The organism is Cupriavidus sp. Agwp_2 (genome assembly GCF_040784895.1).
Lineage (GTDB): Bacteria > Pseudomonadota > Gammaproteobacteria > Burkholderiales > Burkholderiaceae > Cupriavidus.
In genome coordinates this window covers 91,508-113,276 of the sequence record NZ_CP088083.1, presented here as the reverse complement: position 1 = coordinate 113,276, position 21,769 = coordinate 91,508, and the positions used below count along the sequence as shown (strand labels likewise).

Annotated in this window: 23 protein-coding genes; 11 read left to right on the top strand and 12 right to left on the bottom strand. The window is 68.6% G+C overall.

Going from position 1 to position 21,769, the window contains the following annotated elements; genetic code table 11:
• The first annotated feature begins 36 nt into the window (after positions 1-36).
• From LPA45_RS00505 to rfaE2, 5 genes are all read left to right on the top strand, one after another.
• The gene (locus tag LPA45_RS00505) at positions 37-864 is read left to right on the top strand and encodes a PhaM family polyhydroxyalkanoate granule multifunctional regulatory protein (protein WP_367394754.1); all 828 of its coding nucleotides are present in this window, start codon (positions 37-39) and stop codon (positions 862-864) included.
• A gap of 138 nt (positions 865-1,002) precedes the next feature.
• Positions 1,003-2,187, top strand: coding sequence for a patatin-like phospholipase family protein (locus tag LPA45_RS00500; protein ID WP_233528319.1), 1,185 nt, complete (start codon positions 1,003-1,005; stop codon positions 2,185-2,187).
• 186 nt (positions 2,188-2,373) lie between these two features.
• The gene (locus tag LPA45_RS00495) at positions 2,374-3,237 is read left to right on the top strand and encodes a ferritin-like domain-containing protein (RefSeq protein ID WP_116322361.1); all 864 of its coding nucleotides are present in this window, start codon (positions 2,374-2,376) and stop codon (positions 3,235-3,237) included.
• A gap of 516 nt (positions 3,238-3,753) precedes the next feature.
• Entirely contained in the window at positions 3,754-4,719 is a 966-nt protein-coding gene (locus LPA45_RS00490) for a LysR family transcriptional regulator (RefSeq protein ID WP_116322360.1), read from the top strand.
• Positions 4,720-4,840: 121 nt separating this feature from the next.
• Positions 4,841-5,335, top strand: coding sequence for a D-glycero-beta-D-manno-heptose 1-phosphate adenylyltransferase (rfaE2, locus tag LPA45_RS00485; protein ID WP_116322359.1), 495 nt, complete (start codon positions 4,841-4,843; stop codon positions 5,333-5,335).
• Positions 5,336-5,344: 9 nt separating this feature from the next.
• On the opposite strand, the gene LPA45_RS00480 is transcribed toward rfaE2, so the two are convergent.
• The 3 genes from LPA45_RS00480 to LPA45_RS00470 are packed head-to-tail and all read right to left on the bottom strand — an operon-like array spanning position 5,345 to position 7,350.
• The gene (locus tag LPA45_RS00480; protein WP_367394753.1) at positions 5,345-5,593 is read right to left on the bottom strand and encodes a hypothetical protein; all 249 of its coding nucleotides are present in this window, start codon (positions 5,591-5,593) and stop codon (positions 5,345-5,347) included.
• 48 nt (positions 5,594-5,641) lie between these two features.
• Complete coding sequence (locus LPA45_RS00475; protein WP_116322357.1) at positions 5,642-6,472, bottom strand: type III pantothenate kinase; 831 nt, start codon at positions 6,470-6,472, stop codon at positions 5,642-5,644.
• Positions 6,469-7,350 (bottom strand): biotin--[acetyl-CoA-carboxylase] ligase, encoded by an 882-nt coding sequence (locus tag LPA45_RS00470; RefSeq protein WP_317924203.1) that lies wholly within the window; start codon positions 7,348-7,350, stop codon positions 6,469-6,471. The genes LPA45_RS00475 and LPA45_RS00470 overlap by 4 nt, the downstream gene beginning before the upstream one ends.
• A 197-nt stretch (positions 7,351-7,547) precedes the next feature.
• Between LPA45_RS00470 and LPA45_RS00465 the strand changes: the two genes are divergently transcribed.
• From LPA45_RS00465 to LPA45_RS00445, 5 genes are read left to right on the top strand one after another with little or no spacing between them, the layout of a single operon-like run.
• A complete protein-coding gene (locus tag LPA45_RS00465; RefSeq protein ID WP_116322355.1) occupies positions 7,548-8,684 on the top strand; it encodes an ABC transporter permease in 1,137 nt (378 codons plus the stop codon).
• Positions 8,681-9,553 carry an ABC transporter ATP-binding protein gene (locus LPA45_RS00460; RefSeq protein ID WP_116322354.1) on the top strand — a complete coding sequence of 291 codons (873 nt, stop codon included), beginning with the start codon at positions 8,681-8,683 and terminating at the stop codon, positions 9,551-9,553. Before LPA45_RS00465 ends, LPA45_RS00460 begins: the two co-directional genes overlap by 4 nt.
• Positions 9,550-10,488: an MlaD family protein gene (locus tag LPA45_RS00455; RefSeq protein WP_116322353.1), complete on the top strand. Its 939-nt coding sequence runs from the start codon at positions 9,550-9,552 to the stop codon at positions 10,486-10,488. The genes LPA45_RS00460 and LPA45_RS00455 overlap by 4 nt, the downstream gene beginning before the upstream one ends.
• 20 nt (positions 10,489-10,508) lie before the next feature.
• Entirely contained in the window at positions 10,509-11,213 is a 705-nt protein-coding gene (locus LPA45_RS00450; RefSeq protein ID WP_367394752.1) for an ABC-type transport auxiliary lipoprotein family protein, read from the top strand.
• A 20-nt stretch (positions 11,214-11,233) separates the two neighbouring features.
• Complete coding sequence (locus LPA45_RS00445; protein WP_367394751.1) at positions 11,234-12,508, top strand: VanZ family protein; 1,275 nt, start codon at positions 11,234-11,236, stop codon at positions 12,506-12,508.
• Between the two features lie 30 nt (positions 12,509-12,538).
• Here LPA45_RS00445 and pxpA read toward each other — a convergent pair whose 3' ends face one another.
• The 6 genes from pxpA to LPA45_RS00415 all read right to left on the bottom strand — a co-directional run bounded on the left by pxpA (position 12,539) and on the right by LPA45_RS00415 (position 17,454).
• Positions 12,539-13,279, bottom strand: coding sequence for a 5-oxoprolinase subunit PxpA (gene pxpA, locus LPA45_RS00440; RefSeq protein WP_317924200.1), 741 nt, complete (start codon positions 13,277-13,279; stop codon positions 12,539-12,541).
• Between the two features lie 71 nt (positions 13,280-13,350).
• The gene (locus LPA45_RS00435) at positions 13,351-14,370 is read right to left on the bottom strand and encodes a biotin-dependent carboxyltransferase family protein (protein WP_367394750.1); all 1,020 of its coding nucleotides are present in this window, start codon (positions 14,368-14,370) and stop codon (positions 13,351-13,353) included.
• Entirely contained in the window at positions 14,367-15,017 is a 651-nt protein-coding gene (pxpB, locus tag LPA45_RS00430) for a 5-oxoprolinase subunit PxpB (protein ID WP_367394749.1), read from the bottom strand. Before pxpB ends, LPA45_RS00435 begins: the two co-directional genes overlap by 4 nt.
• A gap of 136 nt (positions 15,018-15,153) precedes the next feature.
• Entirely contained in the window at positions 15,154-16,149 is a 996-nt protein-coding gene (gene lipA, locus LPA45_RS00425) for a lipoyl synthase (protein WP_116322347.1), read from the bottom strand.
• Between the two features lie 40 nt (positions 16,150-16,189).
• Positions 16,190-16,927 (bottom strand): lipoyl(octanoyl) transferase LipB, encoded by a 738-nt coding sequence (gene lipB, locus LPA45_RS00420; protein WP_116322346.1) that lies wholly within the window; start codon positions 16,925-16,927, stop codon positions 16,190-16,192.
• Between the two features lie 158 nt (positions 16,928-17,085).
• A complete protein-coding gene (locus LPA45_RS00415) occupies positions 17,086-17,454 on the bottom strand; it encodes a DUF2917 domain-containing protein (protein WP_116322345.1) in 369 nt (122 codons plus the stop codon).
• Between the two features lie 248 nt (positions 17,455-17,702).
• On the opposite strand from LPA45_RS00415, the gene LPA45_RS00410 reads away from it, so the two are divergent.
• The gene (locus tag LPA45_RS00410; RefSeq protein WP_317924194.1) at positions 17,703-18,659 is read left to right on the top strand and encodes a transcriptional regulator GcvA; all 957 of its coding nucleotides are present in this window, start codon (positions 17,703-17,705) and stop codon (positions 18,657-18,659) included.
• Between the two features lies 1 nt (position 18,660).
• On the opposite strand, the gene LPA45_RS00405 is transcribed toward LPA45_RS00410, so the two are convergent.
• The 3 genes from LPA45_RS00405 to rodA form a co-directional block, all read right to left on the bottom strand.
• Positions 18,661-19,752, bottom strand: coding sequence for a tyrosine recombinase XerC (locus LPA45_RS00405; RefSeq protein ID WP_376790621.1), 1,092 nt, complete (start codon positions 19,750-19,752; stop codon positions 18,661-18,663).
• A gap of 10 nt (positions 19,753-19,762) precedes the next feature.
• Positions 19,763-20,443 carry a DUF484 family protein gene (locus LPA45_RS00400; RefSeq protein ID WP_116322343.1) on the bottom strand — a complete coding sequence of 227 codons (681 nt, stop codon included), beginning with the start codon at positions 20,441-20,443 and terminating at the stop codon, positions 19,763-19,765.
• A gap of 175 nt (positions 20,444-20,618) precedes the next feature.
• Positions 20,619-21,761, bottom strand: a complete 1,143-nt coding sequence (gene rodA, locus LPA45_RS00395) for a rod shape-determining protein RodA (RefSeq protein ID WP_367394748.1) — start codon at positions 21,759-21,761, stop codon at positions 20,619-20,621.
• Positions 21,762-21,769 lie beyond the last annotated feature (8 nt).

The following is a 21,769-nucleotide window of genomic DNA, read 5'->3' as shown; positions in this document are numbered from 1 at the left end:
CGGGCGCGGGCTGCGCCGCACACGGAGCACGCGACCATGTTCGGACAGATTCCCGATTTCACCAACAGCTTCGACTTCATGCGCCGCCTGTGGGGCGGCAGCGCCGGCATGCCCGGCGGCCTGATGCCCGGCCTGCAGGCAATGACGCCGCCGATGGACCTCGACGACCTCGACAAGCGCATCGCCGACCTCCAGGCCGTGGAAAGCTGGCTGCAACTCAATACCAACCTGCTGCGCACCACGATCCAGGGCCTGGAAGTCCAGCGCGCCACGCTGGTGGCGCTGCAGACCTTCGGCAAGGCGCTCTCGCCTGACGCCATGCAGGCGGCAATGGAAAACGTGGCGCGCGCGGCCAATGCGCCCAGCGCCTCGCCGCCGCAGCGCGCCGGCACCGGGCTGGGCGAAGAAGCGCCCGCGGCGCAGCCGGCGGGCGAGCCCGAGCCGGCGCCCGAGCCGTCGGCCGAGGCCACACCCGAAAGCGCACCCAACGCCGCGGTGTGGTGGGACCTGCTGCAGCATCAGTTCAGCCAGATCGCCAGCAGCGCCGCCGCGGCCAGCATCGCGCCGTTCAATATGGGCGGCTTCGGTGCCGGTGGCACGCCGGCGCAGCCGGGCACCGCGCCGGACGCCGGCGCCGCGCCACGCAAGGCCGCTGGCAACGGAAATGGCAATGGCGACGGCGCCAGGGCGAGCGCCACGGCAAAGAACGGCGCCACGAGTGCGGCCAAGTCCGGGACCAAGGCTGCGGCCAAGCCCGCTGCAAAGAAACCGGCCGCAAAGAAGCCCGCTGCCGGGAAGACAGCCAAGGCCACGCGCACCGGCAACGACGACGCCAGGGACGACAACAACGGCGGCGACGAATGACGCTTCACCGCACCGCCTGACCTGTCGCTACGCCGCGCCCCCGCCATGCACCGCGATTCCCTGCCAGGACACCAGACCGCCCCACGCAGCGGCGCAAATGGCCATAGCGGCCCCAACCCCGCCGCCACCGCGCTGATCATGATGGGCGGAGGCGCGCGCGCCGCCTACCAGGCCGGCGTGCTGTGCGGGCTGGCGCGGATCGCCGCGCGCCACGGCAAGGCGCATGGCGGGCTGCCGTTCGGCATTATCGCCGGCACCTCGGCGGGCGCGATCAACGGTGCCGGGCTGGCCATCCACGCCAGCGACTTCCAGGCCGCCACACAAAGCCTGGGTGCGCTGTGGCACGGCATCCACGCCGACGACGTCTATCGTACCGACGTGCTGCGCGTGGGCGTGTCGGGCGCGCGCTGGCTGTCGACGCTGGCGCTGGGCTGGGCCACGCAGCGCAGGGCGCCGCGCGCGCTATTCGACAACACCCCGCTGGGCAGCATGCTGGGCGAGCTGTTCGAGCCCGCGCGGGTGCAGGCCAGCCTGGACAGCGGCGCGCTGCAGGCGTTCGCGGTCACCGCGCTGTCCTACAGCACCGGCCGCCACGTCACCTTCTACCAGTCGCACCACCGTATCCATCCATGGCACCGCAGCCAGCGCATCGCGGTGCCGGCGTCGATCACGGTGGACCACCTGCTGGCATCGGCCTCGATCCCGTTCCTGTTCCCGGCGATGCCGCTGGAGATCGACGGCCATCACGAATGGTTCGGCGATGGCACCATGCGGCAGATGTCGCCGCTTTCGCCGGCCATCCACCTGGGCGCGTCGCGCGTCCTGGCGATCGGCGCGGCCTCGCGCCAGCGCTCCGGCTGGTTCGACACCGTGCCCGCCGGCGGCTATCCGTCGCTGGCGCAGGTAGGCGGCCAGGCGCTGGCCAGCATCTTCCTGGACGGGCTCAACGCCGACCTGGAGCGGCTGCTGCATATCAACCGGCTGCTGGCACGCATGCCGGAGCTCGCGGGCGACCGCGAGGGCTGGCGTCCGGTGCAGGTCATGACGATCTCCCCGAGCGAACCGATCGAAGCGCTCGCCGCCGAGCACCTGAAACAGCTGCCGCGCACCGTGCGCGCGCTGCTGGCGCCGCTGGGCGGCACCGAGGCGCGCGGCGCCGCCTTTGCCAGCTACCTGCTGTTCGAGCCCGAGTTCACCCAGGCGCTGATGGCGCTGGGCGAGCGCGACGCCGAAGCGCAGGCCGCCGAACTGGCCGCCTTCCTGTACGGTGTGGTGCCGGGTACGGCACCCGCTGCCTTGCCCGAGGGCGCGGTCTCGCCCTGAGCAGCCTGCCGCCAGGCGTCGTTGCTGGCACTTGGCCCGCCCGCCGCGCCGCTGATCGCCCGTAATATGCAGTGGACTGCGCCAAAATCCATAAAAGTCGTTGCATTTGCCCCGATCCGCACTAAAAAAGGGAGAAGAGAATAATTCGCATCTGGTAGAATCTGCCCGTAATTTCAAAGGCTTACCATGCTCTACCCCGAACTGTTCAAATCGTTGGAAGCGGTCCGCTGGCACATGGACAAGGACATCCCCTGGGATAGCTTCGACCCCAGCCTGCTGACGGACGACCAAGCCAGGACCATTCGCATGAACGCGATCACGGAATGGTCCGCCCTGCCCGCGACCGAGATGTTCCTGCGTGACAACCGCCACGATTCCGACTTTTCGGCGTTCATGAGCATCTGGTTCTTCGAGGAGCAGAAGCATTCGCTGGTGCTGATGGAGTACCTGCGCCGCTTCCGCCCGGACCTGGTGCCGACCGAGGAAGAGCTGCACGCGGTGCGCTTCGAATTCGATCCGGCGCCGCCGCTGGAAACGCTGATGCTGCATTTCTGCGGCGAGATCCGCCTGAACCACTGGTACCGGCGCGCCGCCGAATGGCACTCGGAACCGGTGATCAAGCATATCTACCGCACCCTGTCGCAGGACGAAGCCCGCCACGGCGGTGCCTACCTGCGCTACATGAAGAAATACCTGGCCCAGTTCGGTGACACCGCGCGCGCCGCGTTCGCCAAGATCGGCGTGCTGATGGCATCGGCGCGCCGCACCGAGAAGCCGCTGCACCCGACCAACCTGCACGTGAACAAGGCGCTGTTCCCCAACGACACCGTGCAGTCGCGCCTGCCCGACCCGGACTGGCTGGAAAAATGGCTGGACGAACAGATCCGCTTCGACGAAGGCTGGGAAAAGAAGGTCATCGAACGGATCCTGCACAATATGTCGCTGCTGTTCGAACGCACCTTTGAATCGGTGCAGGACCTGAACCGCTACCGCAAGGAGCTGAACGCCCGCCTGCCCGGCGCCGGCGGCGCCCAGCCGGCACAGGCCTGATCCGGCAGCTTGCTGCCACCCCGACAAAAACCCCGCTACGGCGGGGTTTTTTCATTGGCGCGCCAGCACCGCCATTCCCGAATACTCGGAAACAACGGTGCCTGCCAGATTTTGCAACGGGTCGGGTGGTATCCCGTTACTACACCGCTGGCAAGACGGCCAGGTTATCCGGAAGCTCTCCCCCGCATTGGCCGCAATGCCAGCCGTGGCGCGCCATTCCTAAAACTTTTAATTCCGAAAATAAAATACTTAAATCACAGTGCGTGATTATCTTTTTTGCCTCATGTGTTATTGATCGGACTTTAGTTATTGGCGCAAATCATTTTGTAATAGACTGTAATTCCGATAATATCCCCGAAAAATCCGCCAGTCGCGGCTGGCGATTATCCGCAGCGCCGCTCGGCCCCGCCGGCAAGGTGCCACCCGCTTCCCGGGTGCGCCCTCGCCGCGCTCCCGCAACGTACGGGCCTGGGGCAGCGACGACGGCGCGCGGCAACGTCTTGGCAGGGGTAAAGATTGCGTCATATCGATTTCAAGGCCCTGGGCGTCTTTGTCCAGGTCATGCACTACGGCGGCATCGGCCGCGCCGCGCAGGCGCTCGGCGTGCGCCAGCCCACCGTGGCCTACGCCATCCGCAAGCTGCGCGACGTGACCGGCGACGAGCTGTTCTTCGAGCGGCGCGGCGGCCTGGTGCCCACCGCGTACGGGCTGAAGCTGGAACGCGCCGCGGCCGGCATGCTGGAACGCTGGAACGGGCTGGTGGCAAATGCGGGCGAACGCGTACCGCGCGGCGGCCCGCGCCAGACCTTGCGCGTCGGCGTCTCGATGGCGCTGGGCGATCCCGCGCTGACGCAGGTGCTGGCACGGCTCTCGGCAGCGCTGCCGGACGTGCATATCGTCTCGGGCGTGATCGGCAACGGCCGCCTGGTCGGGCAGGCCCTGACAAAGGGGCAGATCGACTGCGCCGTCACCGTGGACGCGCTGCCGGGCGCGGGCGGCGTGCTGGCCGAGCACGTGATGATGGCGCAGCGCAGCCTGATCCGGCTGCCATCCTTGCCATCCGTGGAGGCGGAGGCCGCGGGCAACGACATCCCCCTGCCCGAGCACTGGACCCTGCTCAGCGACGATGCCGACGCCGAAAGCCCGGTGCGGCGCTTCCTGGCGGATATGTCTGACCAGGTCCGCCTGACCGTGGCGCCGTCATGGAACGGCCAGGTCGCGCTGTGGCGCTCGCGCGGCGGCGTGACGCCGGTGCTGAAGTTCAACGTGCCATGGATCGACGGGGCCAACAGCGCCTACGTGGCGCAGGTGCCCGAGGGCTTCCCGGCCTGGGCTGACGTCAGCCTGCTGTACCTGGGCGGCCGCGCCCAGGCGGCGCACGTCGATGCGGTGCGCGAGGCACTGGTCTCGGTGCTGCGCGGCATTGCCGCGGCCACGGTGCCCCTGCCCGCCAACGACGCGGCGGTGGCGCTGGTCGGCTAAGCAAGGCAAGCAAGGTGCGAACTCGCGCTGACGGGCGGCGAACCGCGCATCGAACGGGGTACCATTCGGACAAGCGTGCCGGCGCCGCCAGCGCCGGCCTCCACCTTCCGATCCCTTACCCATGTCCGTACCCGCCTTCGAATCCAAGCTGACTCCCGCCGACAACCCCGCCGAGCTGGCCGCGCGCATCGCCGCGCTGCCGCGTCCGCTGGTGTTCACCAACGGCGTCTTCGATATCCTGCACCGCGGCCATGCCACCTACCTGGCGCAGGCGCGCGCGCTGGGCGCGAGCCTGGTGGTCGGCGTCAACAGCGATGCCTCGGTCAAGATGCTGGGCAAGGGCGACGACCGCCCGCTCAACCATGAATCCGACCGCATGGCGCTGCTGGCCGCGCTGGCATCGGTCGACCTGGTGGCAATGTTCCGCGAGCAGACGCCGGTCGAGCTGATCCGGCTGGTGCGCCCCGACATCTATATCAAGGGCGGCGACTATGACATCGATACGCTGGAAGAAACCCGGCTGGTGCGCAGCTGGGGCGGCCAGGCCTATGCCATCCCCTTCCTGCACGACCGCTCCACCACCAAGCTGCTGACCAAGGTGCGCCAGGCCGGCTGAGCCTCGCGCTCAGCCTTGGCGCCGAACCACCGGCAAGGCGCCGCGCGGCGCCCCATTGGCCGCGGGCGACGGTGCCGGCGGCAGCAGTTGCATGCGTTCGACACGCACCTGCTGCTCCAGCCGGTGCGGCTCGCGCGGCGTGCCGAACCACCCGCCCAACGGATTCTTTCCAAACAGGCCGGCCAGCGCCACCAGCAACAAGGTGTTGGCGAGCAACAGCAACAGCAGGGCAATGCGCAGGGCGCGTGGGACGGGCATGGAACGGCGGCGGAGCGTGCGGAAATTCCGTGGTGAAGGCGATGGCCGCTAGGCCTCGGCCGACGCCATCGCATGCAGGCCGAGCAGCACCAGATTATCGTGCATCTCGAAAGGCACCGCGAGCGCGCCGGCCAGCGCGCTACGTGCGCCGCCAGACAGCAGGCAGCGCGTCGGCCCACGTTCGCCCAGCGCGCGCCAGGTGCGTTCGATCGCCCCCGCCTGCGCGGCCAGGCAGCCGGCGGCGATGGCGTCGTGGGTGTTGTCAGCCCAGCGCAGGTGCGCGCCGGCCACGGTGCCGGCCTCGTCCACTTCCAGCGCCGGCAGCTGCGCAGTATTGCGCGCCAGCGTGCCGAGCATCAGCGCCAGCCCCGGCAGGATCAACCCGCCTTCGAAGCGTGCGCGGCCATCCGCGGCGACGGTAACGATGTCGAGCGTGGTGGCGGTGCCCGCGGTCACCACCAGCAGCGTGTCGTGCGGCAGCCAGCGGTGCGCGCCGATGGCGCCGACCCAGCGGTCGACGCCCAGCTGCGTGGGCTCGCGGTAGCCATTGGCCAGGTTGCCGTGCGCCGCGGTGCTGCGCACCCACTGCACCGGCGCGCAGCCGCCGAAGGCGTCGGCGAGCGCCGCATCGACGGCGGCGGCAATCACCGGGCCGGCCACGTTGGTGATCCATACCGCCGGCATCGGGCCGCTGCCGCGCAGCGCGCGCAGGTCGGCGGCCAGCGTCTTCAGCGCATCGTCATCGGCATGTGCGACCGCGCCGCCGTGCTGCCACGGCGTGGGCAAACCCGCGCCGGCCGGCAGTGGCGCGCCGGCTTTGCACCATGCCCATTTCAGGCGCGTGTTGCCGATGTCGATGAGCAGCTGCGGCACGCTCATGCGCCATCCTCCTGCCCCGGCGCGGCGCGCAGCGACAGCTCGCCGCTGGCGACCCGCTCCAGCCCTGTGGGCGTTTCCAGCAGCAGCTGGCCGGCCTCGTCGACGCCGCGCGCCATGCCCTCGGCAATCACCTTGCCGTCGTGCAGCAGCCGCACCGGCTGGTCGCGGTAGGCATCGGCGGCGGACCAGCGCCGCGCCATCGGTCCGAAGCCGTGGGCCAGGAACGCGGTGCGCATCGATGCCAGCCGCTCCAGCACCGCGGCCAGCAGGCGCGCCGTGTCGCGATTGGCGTCGAAGCCCGGAATAACCTCGGCCACGCCGGCCAGTTCGCGGCCAAGCGCGACTTCCATCTGCGCATCGCGCACCAGGTTCAGGCCGATGCCGACGACGGCCCAGATCCGGTTAGGCCCGGCGGGCACCGATTCGATCAGGATGCCGGCCAGCTTGCGGCCATCGATCTGCAGGTCGTTCGGCCATTTCAGGCCGACGCGGGCACCCAGGCGCGCGTCGACATCGCCGAGGGCCTCGGCCAGCGCCAGTCCCACCGCCAGGCTCAGGCCGGTGAGCTGCGCCGGCGCCAGTGCGAACGGCAGCGCCACCGAGAAGGTCATGCCCGCCTGCCCCTGCCAGGGCCGGCCCAGGCGCCCGCGTCCCGCGGTCTGGCGGTAGGCCAGGCGCAGCCAGCCGGCATCGGACCAGGGCGCCTGACGGCACGCAGCGGTCAGGTCAGCGTTGGTCGAGCCGGTTTCCTCGACCAGCTCCAGCGTCCAGTCGCGCAGCGCCGGCGACAGCGCGGCACGCAGGGCGGCGGGATCAATGCGCCAGGGGGCGGACGGGCCCGATGCGGGCGTGAGAGAGGTGTCAGGGGCGTCTGGCATGGGAAGCTGCGCTGGTGGCAATCGACGGTGCAAGCGTTATGAAAGGCGTTGCAAGGGCTGGCAGGCATGACGCCTGCGCGACTGCCGCATTGTAGCCGCGCGGGACGGTTCCCCCGGCCCTGCCCCCTGGCCCGGCATGGCCGCGGTCGCGCCAGCCGGGCGGGTGGCTTAGAATCGAGACTCGGCCATCACATCGCATGCCCTTGGAACGCCAGACAACGCCAGACTTCCATATCACGCGCGGGGACGGGACCGTCAGCGTAGCGCTGCGTGGCGACTGGACCGCGCTCGCGCTGGCCGGCTGCCACCAGGCGCGCCAGCTGCGCTCGCAGCTGCACGAACTGGCGCAGGATCCGGAGCACGCGCAATGGTCGCTGGCGGAGGTGCAGCGTCTGGACCATATCGGCGGACAGCTGCTATGGCAGGCCTGGAACGGCAAGATGCCGCAGCAGATCGAGGCCAGCGACGGCCAGCGCCGCGTGTTCGAGCGCATCGCCGCGGTGCAGGATGAAGGCTGGAAGAAGCACATGGTGGACCGCTTCAACCCGGTCGCGCTGTTCGGCGCCAACGTGCTTTCGTTCGGCGCGCAGCTGGCCATCGGCGTCACCATGCTGGGCCAGCTGGCGCTCGACCTGCTGCGCTTAGCGCGCGTGCCGCAGCGCGGCCCCTGGCGCGAGATTTCGGCCAATATCTATAACGTCGGCTACAAGGCGCTTGGCATCACCGCGCTGGTCGGGTTCCTGATCGGCATCGTGCTGTCGTACCTGTCGGCGAACCAGTTGCGTGTGTTCGGTGCCAGCACGTTTATCGTCAATATCCTCGGCATGGCGGTGATCCGCGAACTGGGGCCGGTGCTGGCGGCGATCCTGATCGCGGGCCGGTCAGGCTCGGCCATTACCGCGCAGATCGGCGTGATGCGCGTCACCGAGGAACTTGACGCCATGCGCGTGATGGGCATCTCGCACGGCTTCCGGCTGATCATGCCGCGCGTGATCGCGCTGGCCATTTCGATGCCGCTGCTGGTGGCGTGGACCGACGTGATGGCACTGGCCGGCGGCATGGTGGCCGCGCGCATGCAACTGGGCATCAGCGCCGCGTTCTTCCTGCGCGAGCTGCCCGACGCGGTGCCGGTGGCCAACCTGTGGCTGGGGCTGGGCAAGGGCGTGGCGTTCGGCATCCTGATCGCGCTCACGGCGTGCCACTTCGGGCTGCGCATCAAGCCCAATACGCAAAGCCTGGGCGAAGGCACCACCGCGTCGGTCGTGACCTCCATCACCATCGTGATCCTGGCCGACGCGGTGTTTGCCATCCTGTTTAAGGACGTGGGCCTGTGAACGCGCCAACGGAACCCGCATCGGCAGCGGCCCCGGCACAACGCACCGCGGTGATCGAGGTGCGCAACCTGGTAAAGCGCTTCGGCAAGGCCCTGGTGCACGACCACGTCAACCTGGACGTGTGGCGTGGCGAGGTGCTGTCGATCGTGGGCGGCTCGGGCAGCGGCAAGACCGTGCTGCTGCGCCAGATCGTGGGGCTGGAGCGGCCCACATCGGGCAGCATCAAGGTGTTTGGCGAAGACCCGGCCAAACTGCGCCCGGCGCAGCTGCAGGCGCTGCGCAACCGCTGGGGGCTGCAGTTCCAGCGCGGCGCGTTGTTCTCGGCGCTGTCGGTGATCGACAATATCGCGCTGCCACTGCGCGAGCTGCGCGCGCTGCCGGACAACCTGATCTGCCGGGCGGCGCTGCTCAAGCTGCAGCTGGTGGGCCTGTCGGCGCGCGATGCGGACAAGATGCCGTCGGACCTGTCCGGCGGCATGATCAAGCGCGTGGCGCTGGCACGCGCGCTGTCGCTGGAGCCGGAACTGCTGTTCCTCGACGAGCCCACCGCCGGGCTGGACCCGATGGCGTCGGACGACTACGTTGCGCTGATCCGGGAACTTCGGCGCGAGCTGGGCCTCACGGTAGTGATGATCACGCACGATCTCGACACGCTGGTGGCGCTGTCCGACCGCGTCGCGGTGCTGGCCGACCACAAGGTCGTCGCCGCCGCGCCGATTCCTGAAGTGGTGAAAGTGGACCACCCCTTCATCCGCGAATATTTCCTGGGCGACCGCGCCCAGCGCGCCTTGCAGGCGCTGCCGCAGGGTGCTCAGCCCCCTCAGCCCCCTCAGCCCCCTCAGCCCGCGGCGCCCCCCGGAGAAGCATGATGGAAAACAAGTCACACGCATTCCTTGCCGGCGTGTTCACCATCGGCCTGGCCGTGCTGGTGCTGTTCGCGCTGTTCTGGTTCAGCAGCGACCACGCCGTGCGCGTGCCGTATGACCTGATCACGCGGTCCACCGTCAACGGGCTGGGGCCGCAGGCCGACGTCAAGTACCGTGGGCTGGCGGTAGGCAAGGTGGAGTCGATCAAGTTCGACCCGCAGGTGCCGGGCCAGATCATCGTGCGCATCAGCGTCAACCAGGACACGCCGATCACGCGCACCACCTATGCCACGCTGGGCTTCCAGGGCGTGACCGGGATCGCCTACGTGCAGCTGGACGACACCGCCGCGCATGCGGGCGCCGAAGCCTCGCCGCCGCTGCGCACCTCGCCCAAGGCGGTGGCTCGCATCGCCATGCGCCCGGGCTTCTTCGAAGAGCTGGAAAAGCGCGGCGATTCGCTGCTGACGCAGGCCGAGACGCTGATGGCCTCGCTCAACGACATGTTCCAGACCACCAACCGCAATGAACTGATGGCGGCGATCCGATCCGTGCGCAAGACCGCCGAGGACTACTCGAAGCTGTCGGAATCGCTGGCGCCCGCCGTGAACCGGCTGCCGCGCGTGGCCGAGAACCTCAACGCCACGCTGGAATCGACGCGGCGCCTGACGCAGGAGCTGGCCAGCCCCAATGGCACGGTGCTGCGCACGGTCGACAGCGTCGGCCGCGACCTGCAGGGCGCGGCGGCGTCGGTGCAGACGGCCGCCGGCACCTTCAGCGACGAGACCCTGCCACAGCTCAACGGACTGGCCCGCGATGCGCGCCAGACCGCGCGCAGCTTCGAGCGCGCCGCCGGTCAGTTCAACGACAGCCCGACCAGCGTGCTGTTCGGCGCGCCTGCGCCCGCGCCGGGCCCGGGCGAACCGGGTTTCGCCCCCTGACGTATCGACGACCCATCGCCATGCCGAAGAACGATAACCGCCGAGGCCCCGCCGTGAACCCTGCCACCGAGAATTCATGCCGGAGCAGCCGCTCCCGCACCGCCGCCACGCTGCTGGCGCTGGCAGGCGCCGCGCTGGTGCTGGCAGGCTGCGCGCTGTCGCGCGGCACGCCGACCGTCACGTACGACCTGGGGCCGTCCGCCGCGCCTGGCGGCTCGGCGGGCACCGCTGCCCACGCGGCAACGACAGCGGCCACGACAGCGCCCACGCCGCTGCCAAAGCTGCGCGTATCGCACACCGACGGACCCGACTGGCTCGAAGGCAATGCCCTCTACTACCGCCTGCTGTACGCGCAGGCGCAGCGACTGCAACCCTATGCCACGCAGCGGTGGGTGATGTCGCCGACGCGCCTGTTCGACGAGCGTCTGCGCGAGGCGGTGTCGGCACGCAGCGGACTGGCCTGGTCCGGCGACCCCAGCGCACCCGGGCTGAAAGTAGACCTGCTGGCCTTCGAGCAGGTGTTCGACAGTGCCACCACCAGCCAGGGCGTGGTGCGCCTGCGCGCCACCGTGTACCACCGCGGCCGGCTCGGCCAGCAGACCTTCGAGGTGCGCCGTCCCGCGCCCAGCGCCGACGGCGCCGGCGGGGTCAAGGCGCTGGCCGATGCCAGCGACGCCGCCATCGCCGCGCTGCTCGACTGGACCGCCACGCTGCCGCTAAAGTAAGGCAGACAAGGAGAATTGCCATGGAGCCGGCTGTCCCGCCGCCCTCCGCACCGCCCCCGGCGCCAGCCGCGCAACCGGCGGCGGTACCGCCTGTGAGCGGACCCGCCGAGCCCCAGTATTCGCCGCTGGCCCGCGTTGGGCTGCTTTGCTTCACGCTGCTGGTGGTGTATGCCAGCCTCTACCCGTTCTCGGGCTGGGTCGACAACGGCATTTCGCCGTTCGCCTTCGTCACCGCGCCCAAGCCGCGCTATATCACCGACTTCGACCTGCTGACCAACGTCATCGGCTACGTTCCCTTCGGGGCGCTGGTCGTGCTGTCGCTGCATCCGCGCATGTCTGGCGGACGCGCCACGCTGGTGGCGCTGGTCGCCGGTGCGCTGCTGTCGGCCTGCATGGAAGCGTTCCAGACCTGGCTGCCAAGCCGCATCTCTTCCAACATCGACCTGATCACCAATGCGCTGGGCGCGCTGCTGGGCGGCGCGGTGGTGGCGCCCTTCACGCATGCGCTGATCGACGGCGGCCGCCTGACGCGGCTGCGCCATGCGTGGTTCGAGCCGCATGCCAGCTTTGCCATCATCCTGCTCATGCTGTGGCCGTTCGCGCAGATCTTCCCGCAGGAGCACCTGTTCGGCATGGGCGGCATCGTGCGCGAATGGCTGACCGATCCCGAGTCCTGGCCGATGCAGGTGCTGCAGATGCTGTTCCCGCAACTGGAGGCGTGGCAGGACCACATCGGCCTGCGGCCCGAAGACATGCAGAGCCAGCAACTGCTGGAATCGCTGGTGACCGCCAGCAGCTGGATCGGCACCGGGTTGTTCGCCTCGATCGCCATGCGCCGCAACGCGCCGATGCTGCGCATCCTGGCTGGCCTGCTGGCCGCCGCGCTGCTGATCAAGGCCACCGCGGCCGAATTGCAGTTCCCGGCCGACAGCGCCTTCAACTGGCTGTCCGAAGGCGGCCGCTTTGCGCTGCTGACGAGCTCGCTGGTGCTGGCGCTGCTGCTGTACCTGCCGCGCTGGGTGCGCGCCGTGCTGGCGATGGTGGCGCTGCTCGCACTGGTGGCGCTGACCAATGTCCTGCCGTCGAATCCCTACGCGTGGATTTCCGAGCAGGGCTGGCGCATGGGCCGCTTCATCCACTTCAACAGCCTGGCGCAATGGCTGGGCTGGCTATGGCCGTTCCTTGCGTTCTGCTATGTGATCTGGCGCTTCGAGCAGGTCAGCCTGCGCCGCCACGCCATGAAGAAGGCCGCGGCGCGCCGTGAGGCGGCCGCTACCGGGACGCAGGAACGGTGACGACGCGCGGCGCCGTCGGTTGAAGGGCCGTCAGTCGCCGGCGCGGATGGCAATGCCCTCGGCGCCGAGCCGTTCGCGGATGCGGCGCGCGAAGGCCAGTGCATGCGCACCGTCGCCGTGCAGGCAAACGGTCTCGGCCTGGATCGGGACCCAGGTGCCGTCGATGGCGCGCACGCGTTTTTCGCGCACCATGGTCAGGGTCTGGTTCAGCGCGACTTCCTCGTCGTCGTGCAGTGCGCCAGGGGTGCCGCGCCTGACCAGCGTGCCATCGGGGTTGTAGCCGCGGTCGGCAAAGACTTCCTGCTTGACGCGCAGCCCGGCCTCTTTGGCGATGTCGATCATCTGGCTGCCGGCCAGGCCGAAGAACACCAGGTCGGCATCGAAATCCCGCACCGCGCGCACGATGGCGCGGGCCAGCGCCGGGTCGCGCACGGCCTGGTTGTACAGCGCACCGTGCGGCTTGACGTGGTGCAACTCGCCCCCCTGCGCACGCACGATCGCGTCGAGCGCGCCGATCTGGTACAGCACGTCGGCATATACGTCCTCGGGATCGCGCTGCATCTCGGTGCGGCCGAAATTCTCGCGGTCCGGGTAGCTCGGGTGCGCGCCGATGGCGACGCCATGCTGCAGCGCCCACTTCACCGTCTGCACCATGGTGGCGGCGTCGCCCGCGTGCCAGCCGCACGCCACGTTGGCGGAACTGATCAGCGCCAGCAGCGCTTCGTCGTTGCCGCAGCCTTCGCCGAGGTCGGCGTTCAGGTCGATCTGCATTGCCGTTCTCCTGGGCGGTGCGGCGAGGGGACCGCGATGCCGCCTTCTGTCGATGTGTACAAGCGCGAGGCTCAGGCCGCCGCGCGGGTCAGCGTGCGCCGGCGCGCGGCGATGGCCATGCCGTCGCCCTGCCATTGCAGCGCCTGTTCGATCTGCCGCAGGTAGCGGTCAAGCTCCGCCTGCGCGGCGGCGGCCTGTGCCAGCGTGACCGGTACGAAACGCACGGCCGCGCCCAGCGGCACCTGCGCCAGCCGCCACATGTCAGCGCCGATCACCACGCCGATCTTCGGATAGCCGCCGGTGGTCTGCGCATCGGCCATCAGCACGATCGGTTGCCCGGCCGGCGGCACCTGCATCACGCCCGGCATCACGCCGTGCGAAAGCAGGTCGGCGCTGCATTCTGCGCGGCGCGCCAGCGCCGGCCCATTCAGCCGCAGGCCCATGCGGTTGCTGTTGGGCGTGACGATCCAGTCGGCCTGCCACAGCGCCTGCTGCGATTCCACCTCGAAGTCATCGTACTCGGGTCCCTGCAGCATGCGCACCGGCGTAGCCCTGCCGTCGACGGCGGCCGGCAGCGCCCAAGCGGGCGCCTGCACGCCGATCCAGTCCCCGTCGGCCCGCAAGCCCGGCCTTCCCGCCGGCAGCCGGTCGCCCTCCTGCAGCGCGCGCCCGTTCAGCCCGCCGAAACCGGCCTTCAGGTCGGTACTGCGCGAACCCATCACCGGGTCGACCGCGATGCCGCCGGCCACGCACAGGTAGGCATGCGTACCGCCGCGCGCCGGCGGCAGCACCAGGATCTCGCCCGCGTGCACGTCGAAGGCATGCCAGGACCAGACCGGTGTTCCGTCCAGCGTCGCGCCGCACTCCGCGCCAGACAGCGCGACGCGCATGTCCGCATGGAAGCGCACCGCGGCTCGGCCCAGCGTGAACTCGATCGCGGCGCACTCGGGTGAATTGCCCACCAGCCGGTTGCCGACCGCCACGGCCAGCATATCCATCGCCCCGCAACGGCCCACGCCGAAACGGCGGAAGCCAGTACGGCCCAGGTCCTGCACCGAGGCGAGCGCGCCAGGTCGGATGATTTCGATCACGCGATGATTTCCTCGGCGACAAAGCGCACGGTGTCGCCGGGCGCCAACAGGGACGGCGGATCGCGGTCCGCGACGAACAGTCCAACATCGCTGTGGCCGATCAGTTGCCAGCCGCCCGGCAGCACCGCCGGATAGATGCCGGTCTGCTCGCCACCGATACCGACCGACCCGGCCGGCACCGCCAGCCGCGGCTCGCGCCGGCGCGGCGTGGCCAGTTCCGGCGCCAGCCCGCCCAGATAGGCAAAGCCGGGCTGGAAGCCGACGAAGTAGACAACGTACTCGCCGGCGGCATGACGGCGCGCCACTTCACGCGGCGATAGCCCGGTATGCGCGGCCACATCGGCCAGGTCCGGCCCATGCTCACCGCCGTAGCGCACCGGGATCTCGACCACCTTGCCGGTGGTGTTGCGCGCCTCGCCCGAGGACCAGGCCTGCTTCAGGCCGCGCTCCAGCGTCTCGACATCGGCGCTGCCGTCGAAGATCACCGTCAGGTTGTTCATGCCGGGCACCACGTCGACCACGCCGCGCCAGCCTTCCGCCCGGGATGCCATGGCCCAGATGCGGCGCTGGACCTCGAGCGATGCGGGGGGCGCCACGCTGTAGAGCAGCGCTTGTTCGGCGAGGCGGTGGATCGTACAGAGGCTCATGGGATTCCTGGTAGCGCACTTTTTACCAGTGTAGGCTGGCGGCCAGGGGAATGCGATGCAGAAAACAGGCCAGCGCAATGCAAAACGGCCGGGGTCAATCCCGGCCGTTTTGAAAACGCATTGAACCCGATGCTGATCAGGCAAACCCCGCCTGATGCGCCTGCTGGTCAGCGTGGTACGAACTGCGTACCATCGCGCCCACGGCAGCGTGGGTAAAGCCCATCTTGTACGCCTCGTCCTCGAACATCTTGAACGTGTCCGGGTGCACGTAGCGCAGCACCGGCAGGTGGTGGTTCGACGGCGCCAGGTACTGGCCGATGGTCAGCATGTCGATGTCGTGCGCGCGCATGTCGCGCATGACTTCCAGGATTTCCTCGTCGGTCTCGCCCAGACCCACCATCAGGCCGGACTTGGTCGGCACGTTGGGGTTGCGGCGCTTGAATTCCTGCAGCAGCTTGAGCGAGTGCGCGTAGTCCGCGCCCGGGCGCGCCTGCTTGTACAGGCGCGGCACGGTTTCCATGTTGTGGTTCATCACGTCCGGCGGGCAGGCTTGCAGGATGTCCAGCGCCTTGTCCAGGCGGCCGCGGAAGTCCGGCACCAGCACTTCGATGCGGGTGGCCGGCGACAGCTCGCGCGTCTGCGAGATGCAATCCACATAGTGCTGGGCACCGCCATCGCGCAGGTCGTCGCGGTCGACGCTGGTGATCACCACGTAATTCAGCTTGAGCTGGGCGATGGTGCGGGCCAGGTTGCCCGGCTCGTTCGTATCCAGCGGATCGGGGCGGCCGTGGCCGACGTCGCAGAACGGGCAGCGGCGCGTGCACTTGTCGCCCATGATCATGAAGGTGGCCGTGCCCTTGCCGAAGCATTCGCCGATGTTCGGGCAGCTGGCTTCCTCGCACACCGTCACCAGGTTGTTGGCGCGCAGGATGTCCTTGATCTCATAGAAACGCGAATTGCCGGTTGCAGCCTTCACGCGGATCCAGTCCGGCTTCTTGAGCTTTTCGGCCGGCACGATCTTGATGGGGATGCGTGCGGTCTTGTCGGCCGACTTTTGCTTGCGGGTCGGGTCGTACGCCTCCGCGGGGGACTGCGGGGCTTCGCTGGAAGTGGCGATCAGGGCGTCGCTCATACATTTCTCCGCACGCGCTCAGCGTGCATTTCGCTTTTGACTAGGAGGCCAGGGCCGGGTCGGCATTCACGTCGGCGGCTTCAGCCGCCAGCACGCGGGATTCGTGCGCTGCCAGCACTTCGCACAATGCAGCCGCCAGGCGCTGTGCGATGTCGGTTTGTCTTGCCGCGGTCACGGGCAGGGGGGCGCCATCGGCATCCGCCACCGGGCAGGTGGCGCCCGCGGTAGCCATGTCGACTGTTTCCAGTCCGGCATAGCCGCAGGGATTGATGCGCAGGAACGGCGACAGGTCCATCTGCACGTTGAGGCTGACGCCGTGGTAGCTGCAGCCGTTGCGGATCTTGAGGCCGAGCGCGGCAATCTTGGCGCCCTGGTGCGGCCCCTCGGACAGGTAGATGCCAGGGGCGCCGGGCTTGCGTTCGGCTGCGAGATTATACGCCGCGAGCGTGTCCAGCACTGCCTGCTCGATGGCGTAGACCAGCTCGCGCACCATCAGGTGGCGGCGGCGCAAATCGAGCAACAGGTAAGCCACTACCTGGCCTGGGCCGTGATAAGTGATCTGGCCGCCACGGTCGATCTGCACCACCGGGATGTTGTCGTCAGGCGACAGCAGGTGTGCGGGATCGCCCGCCTGGCCCAGCGTGTAGACCGGCGGATGCTCGACCAGCCAGATCTGGTCTGGCGTCTCGGGGGAGCGTGCGGCGGTGAAGGCGCGCATCGCGTCGAAACACGGCTGATAGTCCTCGCGGCCGCGTTCGATGATCTGAATCGGATGCATGGCGAGAGTGTAACGAAAAGGGCCGGCTTGCGCCGGCCCCTGCCTTGCCCTGTCAGCCTTGCGGCGCCGGGGAATCGTCGTTTGCGTCACGCGACCAGGCCAGGCGCAGATGCGCGCGGCGCCGGTGTGACGCGGACGATGTCCCGTCCGCTTCGGCTTCAGGATGCGGCGGCCTGGTCCTGGTTAGGCGTCCATTCCGTGCCTCGAACCAGTCGGCGCAGGCTGCGGTACACCAGGTGCGGCACATCGGCCAGCGCCAGCGCCGGACGGCGCGCCTCGGCGATCAACGCCAGGCGTACCGGTTCCTGCGCGCGCGGGTCGATGCTGACCACCACCTCGTCGCCAGTGCGGAGCAACAGGCTGCCGCCACAACGCAGCCAGTAGTCCTCCGAATCGCTTTCGCGCGTCAGCCATACATCCATGCCATTGGCTTTCTCGACATGCAGGCGCTGGGCGGCGTGCACCGACAGCGCGGTGACTTCGCCAGGATTCAGGGTGAACACGGTCGTTGTGAGCACGGTTTTCATCGAAGTTCTCCGTTCAGCCGGCCCGGAGGCAGTTGCGCCACGCTGTCGCTTATGGGCAACGAATCCATGCAATTGGCCCGGCAAGAGGACCATGCCAGTTAAATCCTGTGGAATTCGTCGTTAGGTGAATCGCTACAGCGGGGGCCGGTGATGGAATATTAGTGATTGCCCGGACACTATCAAAACGATATATTTTCTTTGTTCTTGTTAGTCAGATTCACATAAACCCGACTTCACCGGAGGCAGCCATGGCCTGGAAGAGCGCCTGGGAAAAAGACCTGCCGCGCGGCTGGCACCGCGAGTTGCCGCGCCTGCCGGCGCTGACCGCACTGCGCGCGTTCGAGGCGGCGGCGCGCCATGAGAGTTTTTCGCGCGCGGCGACGGAGTTGTTCGTCACCCACGGCGCGGTCAGCCACCAGATCCGCGGGCTGGAAGACGAGCTGGGCCTGCCGTTGTTCGAGCGCCACGGCAAACGCGTGGCGCTGACCCCGGCAGGCCGCGTCTACGCCGAACGCGTGCGCGACGCGCTGCTCCAGATCGCCGATGCCACGCGCGTGCTGCAGGCGGGCAACCGCGACAAGCGCCTGACCATCAGCACCATGCCTTCGTTCGCCGCGCGCTGGCTCACGCCGCGCATCGGCAGCTTTATCGAGCGCCATCCCGAGCTGGACGTCGAGCTGCTGTCGTCGAACACGCTGGTCAACTTTGCGCATGAAGAAGTCGATATCGCGCTGCGCATGGGCAGCGGCGACTATCCCGGCCTGTATGTGGAAAAGCTGCTCGACGACGTCTTCTTTCCGATGTGCAGCCCCAGCTTCAACGGCGGACGGCTGCCGCAGAAGCCGGAAGAGATGGCCGGCATGCCGCTGCTGCGCGGCGAGGGCGATCCGTGGAAGCCGTGGTTCGAGGCCGCCGGGCTGGACTGGCCCGAGCCGCGCAAGGGCCTGCTGATGGAAGATTCGTCGCTGCTGCTGCAGGCCGCGTCGGAGGGCCAGGGGATCGCGCTGATCCGCTCGTCGCTGGCCTACAACGACCTGCTGGCGGGGCGCGTGGTGCGGCTGTTCGACGTCAGCATCCCGTGTCCGTGGCTGCTGTACTTCGTGTGCGCACCGGGGTCGCTGAACCTGCCCAAGGTGCAGGCCTTCCGCAGCTGGCTGATGCCGGAGATCGAGCGCTTCCGCGAAGTGCTGGCGCAGTGGGAGTGAATTAGTCCCCGGTTTCGTCGGCGGCGCCGGTCTTGTCGGCCTCGTCGCCTGTTGGTTCCGACGCAGGCGCCGAACGCCGTCCCGCGCGCGGGTGCGCCTTGTCGTAGACCCGCGCCAGGTGCTGGAAATCCAGCGAGGTATAGATCTGCGTGGTCGAGATGCTGGCGTGCCCCAGCATCTCCTGCACCGCGCGCAGGTCGCCCGACGACTGCAGCACGTGTGTGGCGAACGAATGCCGCAGCATATGCGGATGCACGTCGGCCGGCACGCCTGCGCCGAGCGCCTGCTGCTTGAGCCGCAACTGCACCGTGCGCATCGACAGCCGCCGCCCGCGCGGCCCCAGGAACAGTGCGTGCGCGTCTTCAGGCGTCGCGCCGGGGCGCAGCAGCGTGTCGCGCACCGCGATCCAGGCACGCAGCGCCTCGATCGCCTTGCTGCCGACGGGCACCGTGCGCCGGCGCGCGCCCTTGCCGGTCACCGTCACCTCGGCGCCGGCCAGGTCAAGCCAGCCGCTGGACTGGTAGCCGTCAACGGCGGCATAGCGCAGGTCCAGCTGCACCAGCTCCGACAACCGCAGCCCGCTGGAGTAGAACAGTTCATATACCGCATGGTCGCGCAAGGCCTGCGCATCGGTGCCGGCGGTGTGGGCGACCAGCGCCACCGCATGCTCGACCGACAGCGCCTTCGGCAGCGCATGGCCGGAACGCGGCGCGCGCACGCCTTCGACCGGGTTGACCGTCACGCCATGGCCATGCCGCGCCGCCCACTGGTAGAAGCCGCGCCACGCCGACAGCGTGCGGGCGATGCTGGTGCCGACCAGCCCACTGCCATGCAGGCGGGCGGCGAAGTTGCGGATATGCTGGGTCTGCAGCGCCAGCAATGCGACACCGGGCGCGTAGCGCGCGGCATGCGCCTGCAGCACGCGCAGGTCGCGCCCATAGCAGGCGAGCGTATGGTCGGCCAGCTTGCGGCTGCCGCGCAGCCAGTCGAGATAGCGCACGACCAGCGGATCGGCCGGCAGATCGGTCGACGAAGACGCGCCGTCATCCACCGGCGCGGGAGCGGGCTGGCGCGATGGCCGGCGTGCGCTCACGGCATCGGCCTCAGTCGCGCAGGCGGTTCAGCGCGGCCCCGGCGACTTCGCCGATCTGCGCCAGGTAGGCCGTGCCCATGCCTTCATGGAAGCGGCGCGGGTCGGGCGAGCCCAGCACCAGCAGGCCGAACGCGGCGCCCTGCACGTCGGCACCGGCATCGGCCGCGCGCACGGGCACACGCAGCGCCACCATCGCCAGCGAGACGATATCGTCGCGCTCCAGCAGCGCTGCCGCCTCGAAGCCACTGTTGGCGCCGCAATACGGCGCGCGCAGGCCGTCGGCGAACAGGCGCATATCTTCGCTGGCGCCCTGCGCGACTTCCATGTGGACGTACTGTTCGGCCACGTCCCACAGCCGGAGCGCCACGGCCGGCACGTCGAACACCTGCTGCAGGCCGTCCTGCACGGCATACGGCAGCGCGTGCGAATCGGCCTCGGCCAGCAGCCGCAGCTGCCAGTCGTGCAGGCGCTGCTGGGTGCGGTCGTTGTCGTGGCCATGGCGCACCAGGTCGGCCAGGCGCAGCTCCAGGCCCTTGTTCTTCTCGCGCAGGATTTCCATCTGGCGCTCCTGCAGCGACACGGCGCGGTGGCTGTGCGGGCTGGTCAGCTGCACCGCCGCCAGCAGCTCGGCGTGCTCTTCGAAGAATTCGGGGTGGCTCTGCAGGTAGGCGGCGACGTCTTGGGCGTTCATGGGGCTTGGACCGGTAGAGGAAAATTGGGTGGCAGTTTAGCAAACACACTTGCCTGCGCAGGGGCGCACGGTTTTGGGTGCTCCAACGCCGCCCGAGCTGGCCTAAGCAAGGTGTTCTCCCTCCCCCTCATGGGGCTCATGGGGAGAGGGGAGCAAACCAGCGCTATGCAAAAACCTACGTCTGGATCAGCCGCTTCTGCCGCGAAATACTAAGCAGGATCCCAACCCCCGCCCCCAGCGTCACCAGCGCGGTGCCGCCATAGCTCATCAGCGGCAGCGGCACGCCCACCACCGGCAGGATCCCGCTCACCATGCCCATGTTGACGAACGCATAGGTAAAGAAGATCAGCGTGATCGATCCCGCCAGCAGCCGCGAGAACAGCGTCGGCGCGTTGGCGGCGATAAACAGGCCACGGAAGATCAGCAGCAGGTACAGCACCAGCAGCAGCGCATTGCCGATCAGGCCGAACTCTTCGGAGTAGACCGCGAAGATGAAGTCGGTGTGCTTTTCAGGGATGAATTCGAGGTGGGTCTGCGTCCCCTTGAGGAAGCCCTTGCCCTCGACCCCGCCCGAGCCGATCGCGATGATCGACTGGATGGTGTGGAAGCCCTTGCCGAGCGGGTCGCTGGTCGGGTCGAGCAGCGTGCACACGCGGTGCTGCTGGTAGTCGTGCAGCACCGGCCAGTTCACGCCCGGCGCGCACATGTCGTTCTGGAACGTGATCAGCAGCGTGATCGCCACCACCAGCAGCCCCAACAGCGGCAGGATCAGCCTCCACGACAGTCCGGCGAAGTAGATCACATACAGGCCCGCCGCCATCACCAGCAGCGCGGTGCCGAGGTCGGGCTGCTTGGCGATCAGGCCGACCGGGATCACCAGCAGCCCCAGCGCGACGATGAAGTCGAACCACTTGATCACGCCCTCGCGCTTCTGGAAGTACCACGCCAGCATCAGCGGCATCGAGATCTTCATGATCTCGGACGGCTGGATCACCATCCCGACATAGAGCCAGCGGCGCGCGCCCTTGCGGATCAAACCGAACATGGCCACCGCGATCAGCAGCGCCACGCCGACCGTGTACATCGGCACCGCCACCCGCATCAGCGTCTGCGTGGGCAGGTAGGCGATCACGAACATCACCACGTACGACAGCAGGATGTTGCGCAACTGGTCTTCGACGCGGCCCGGCATGTCGATGGCGGCCGAGTACAGCGCGACGATGCCGGTGGCAAACAGCAGGAAGACGATCAGCGAAAGCGGTTTGTCAAAACCGGTCAGCGCGGTCTTGATCAGGGACATGACGCGGCGGCGATCCATGCGCGTCT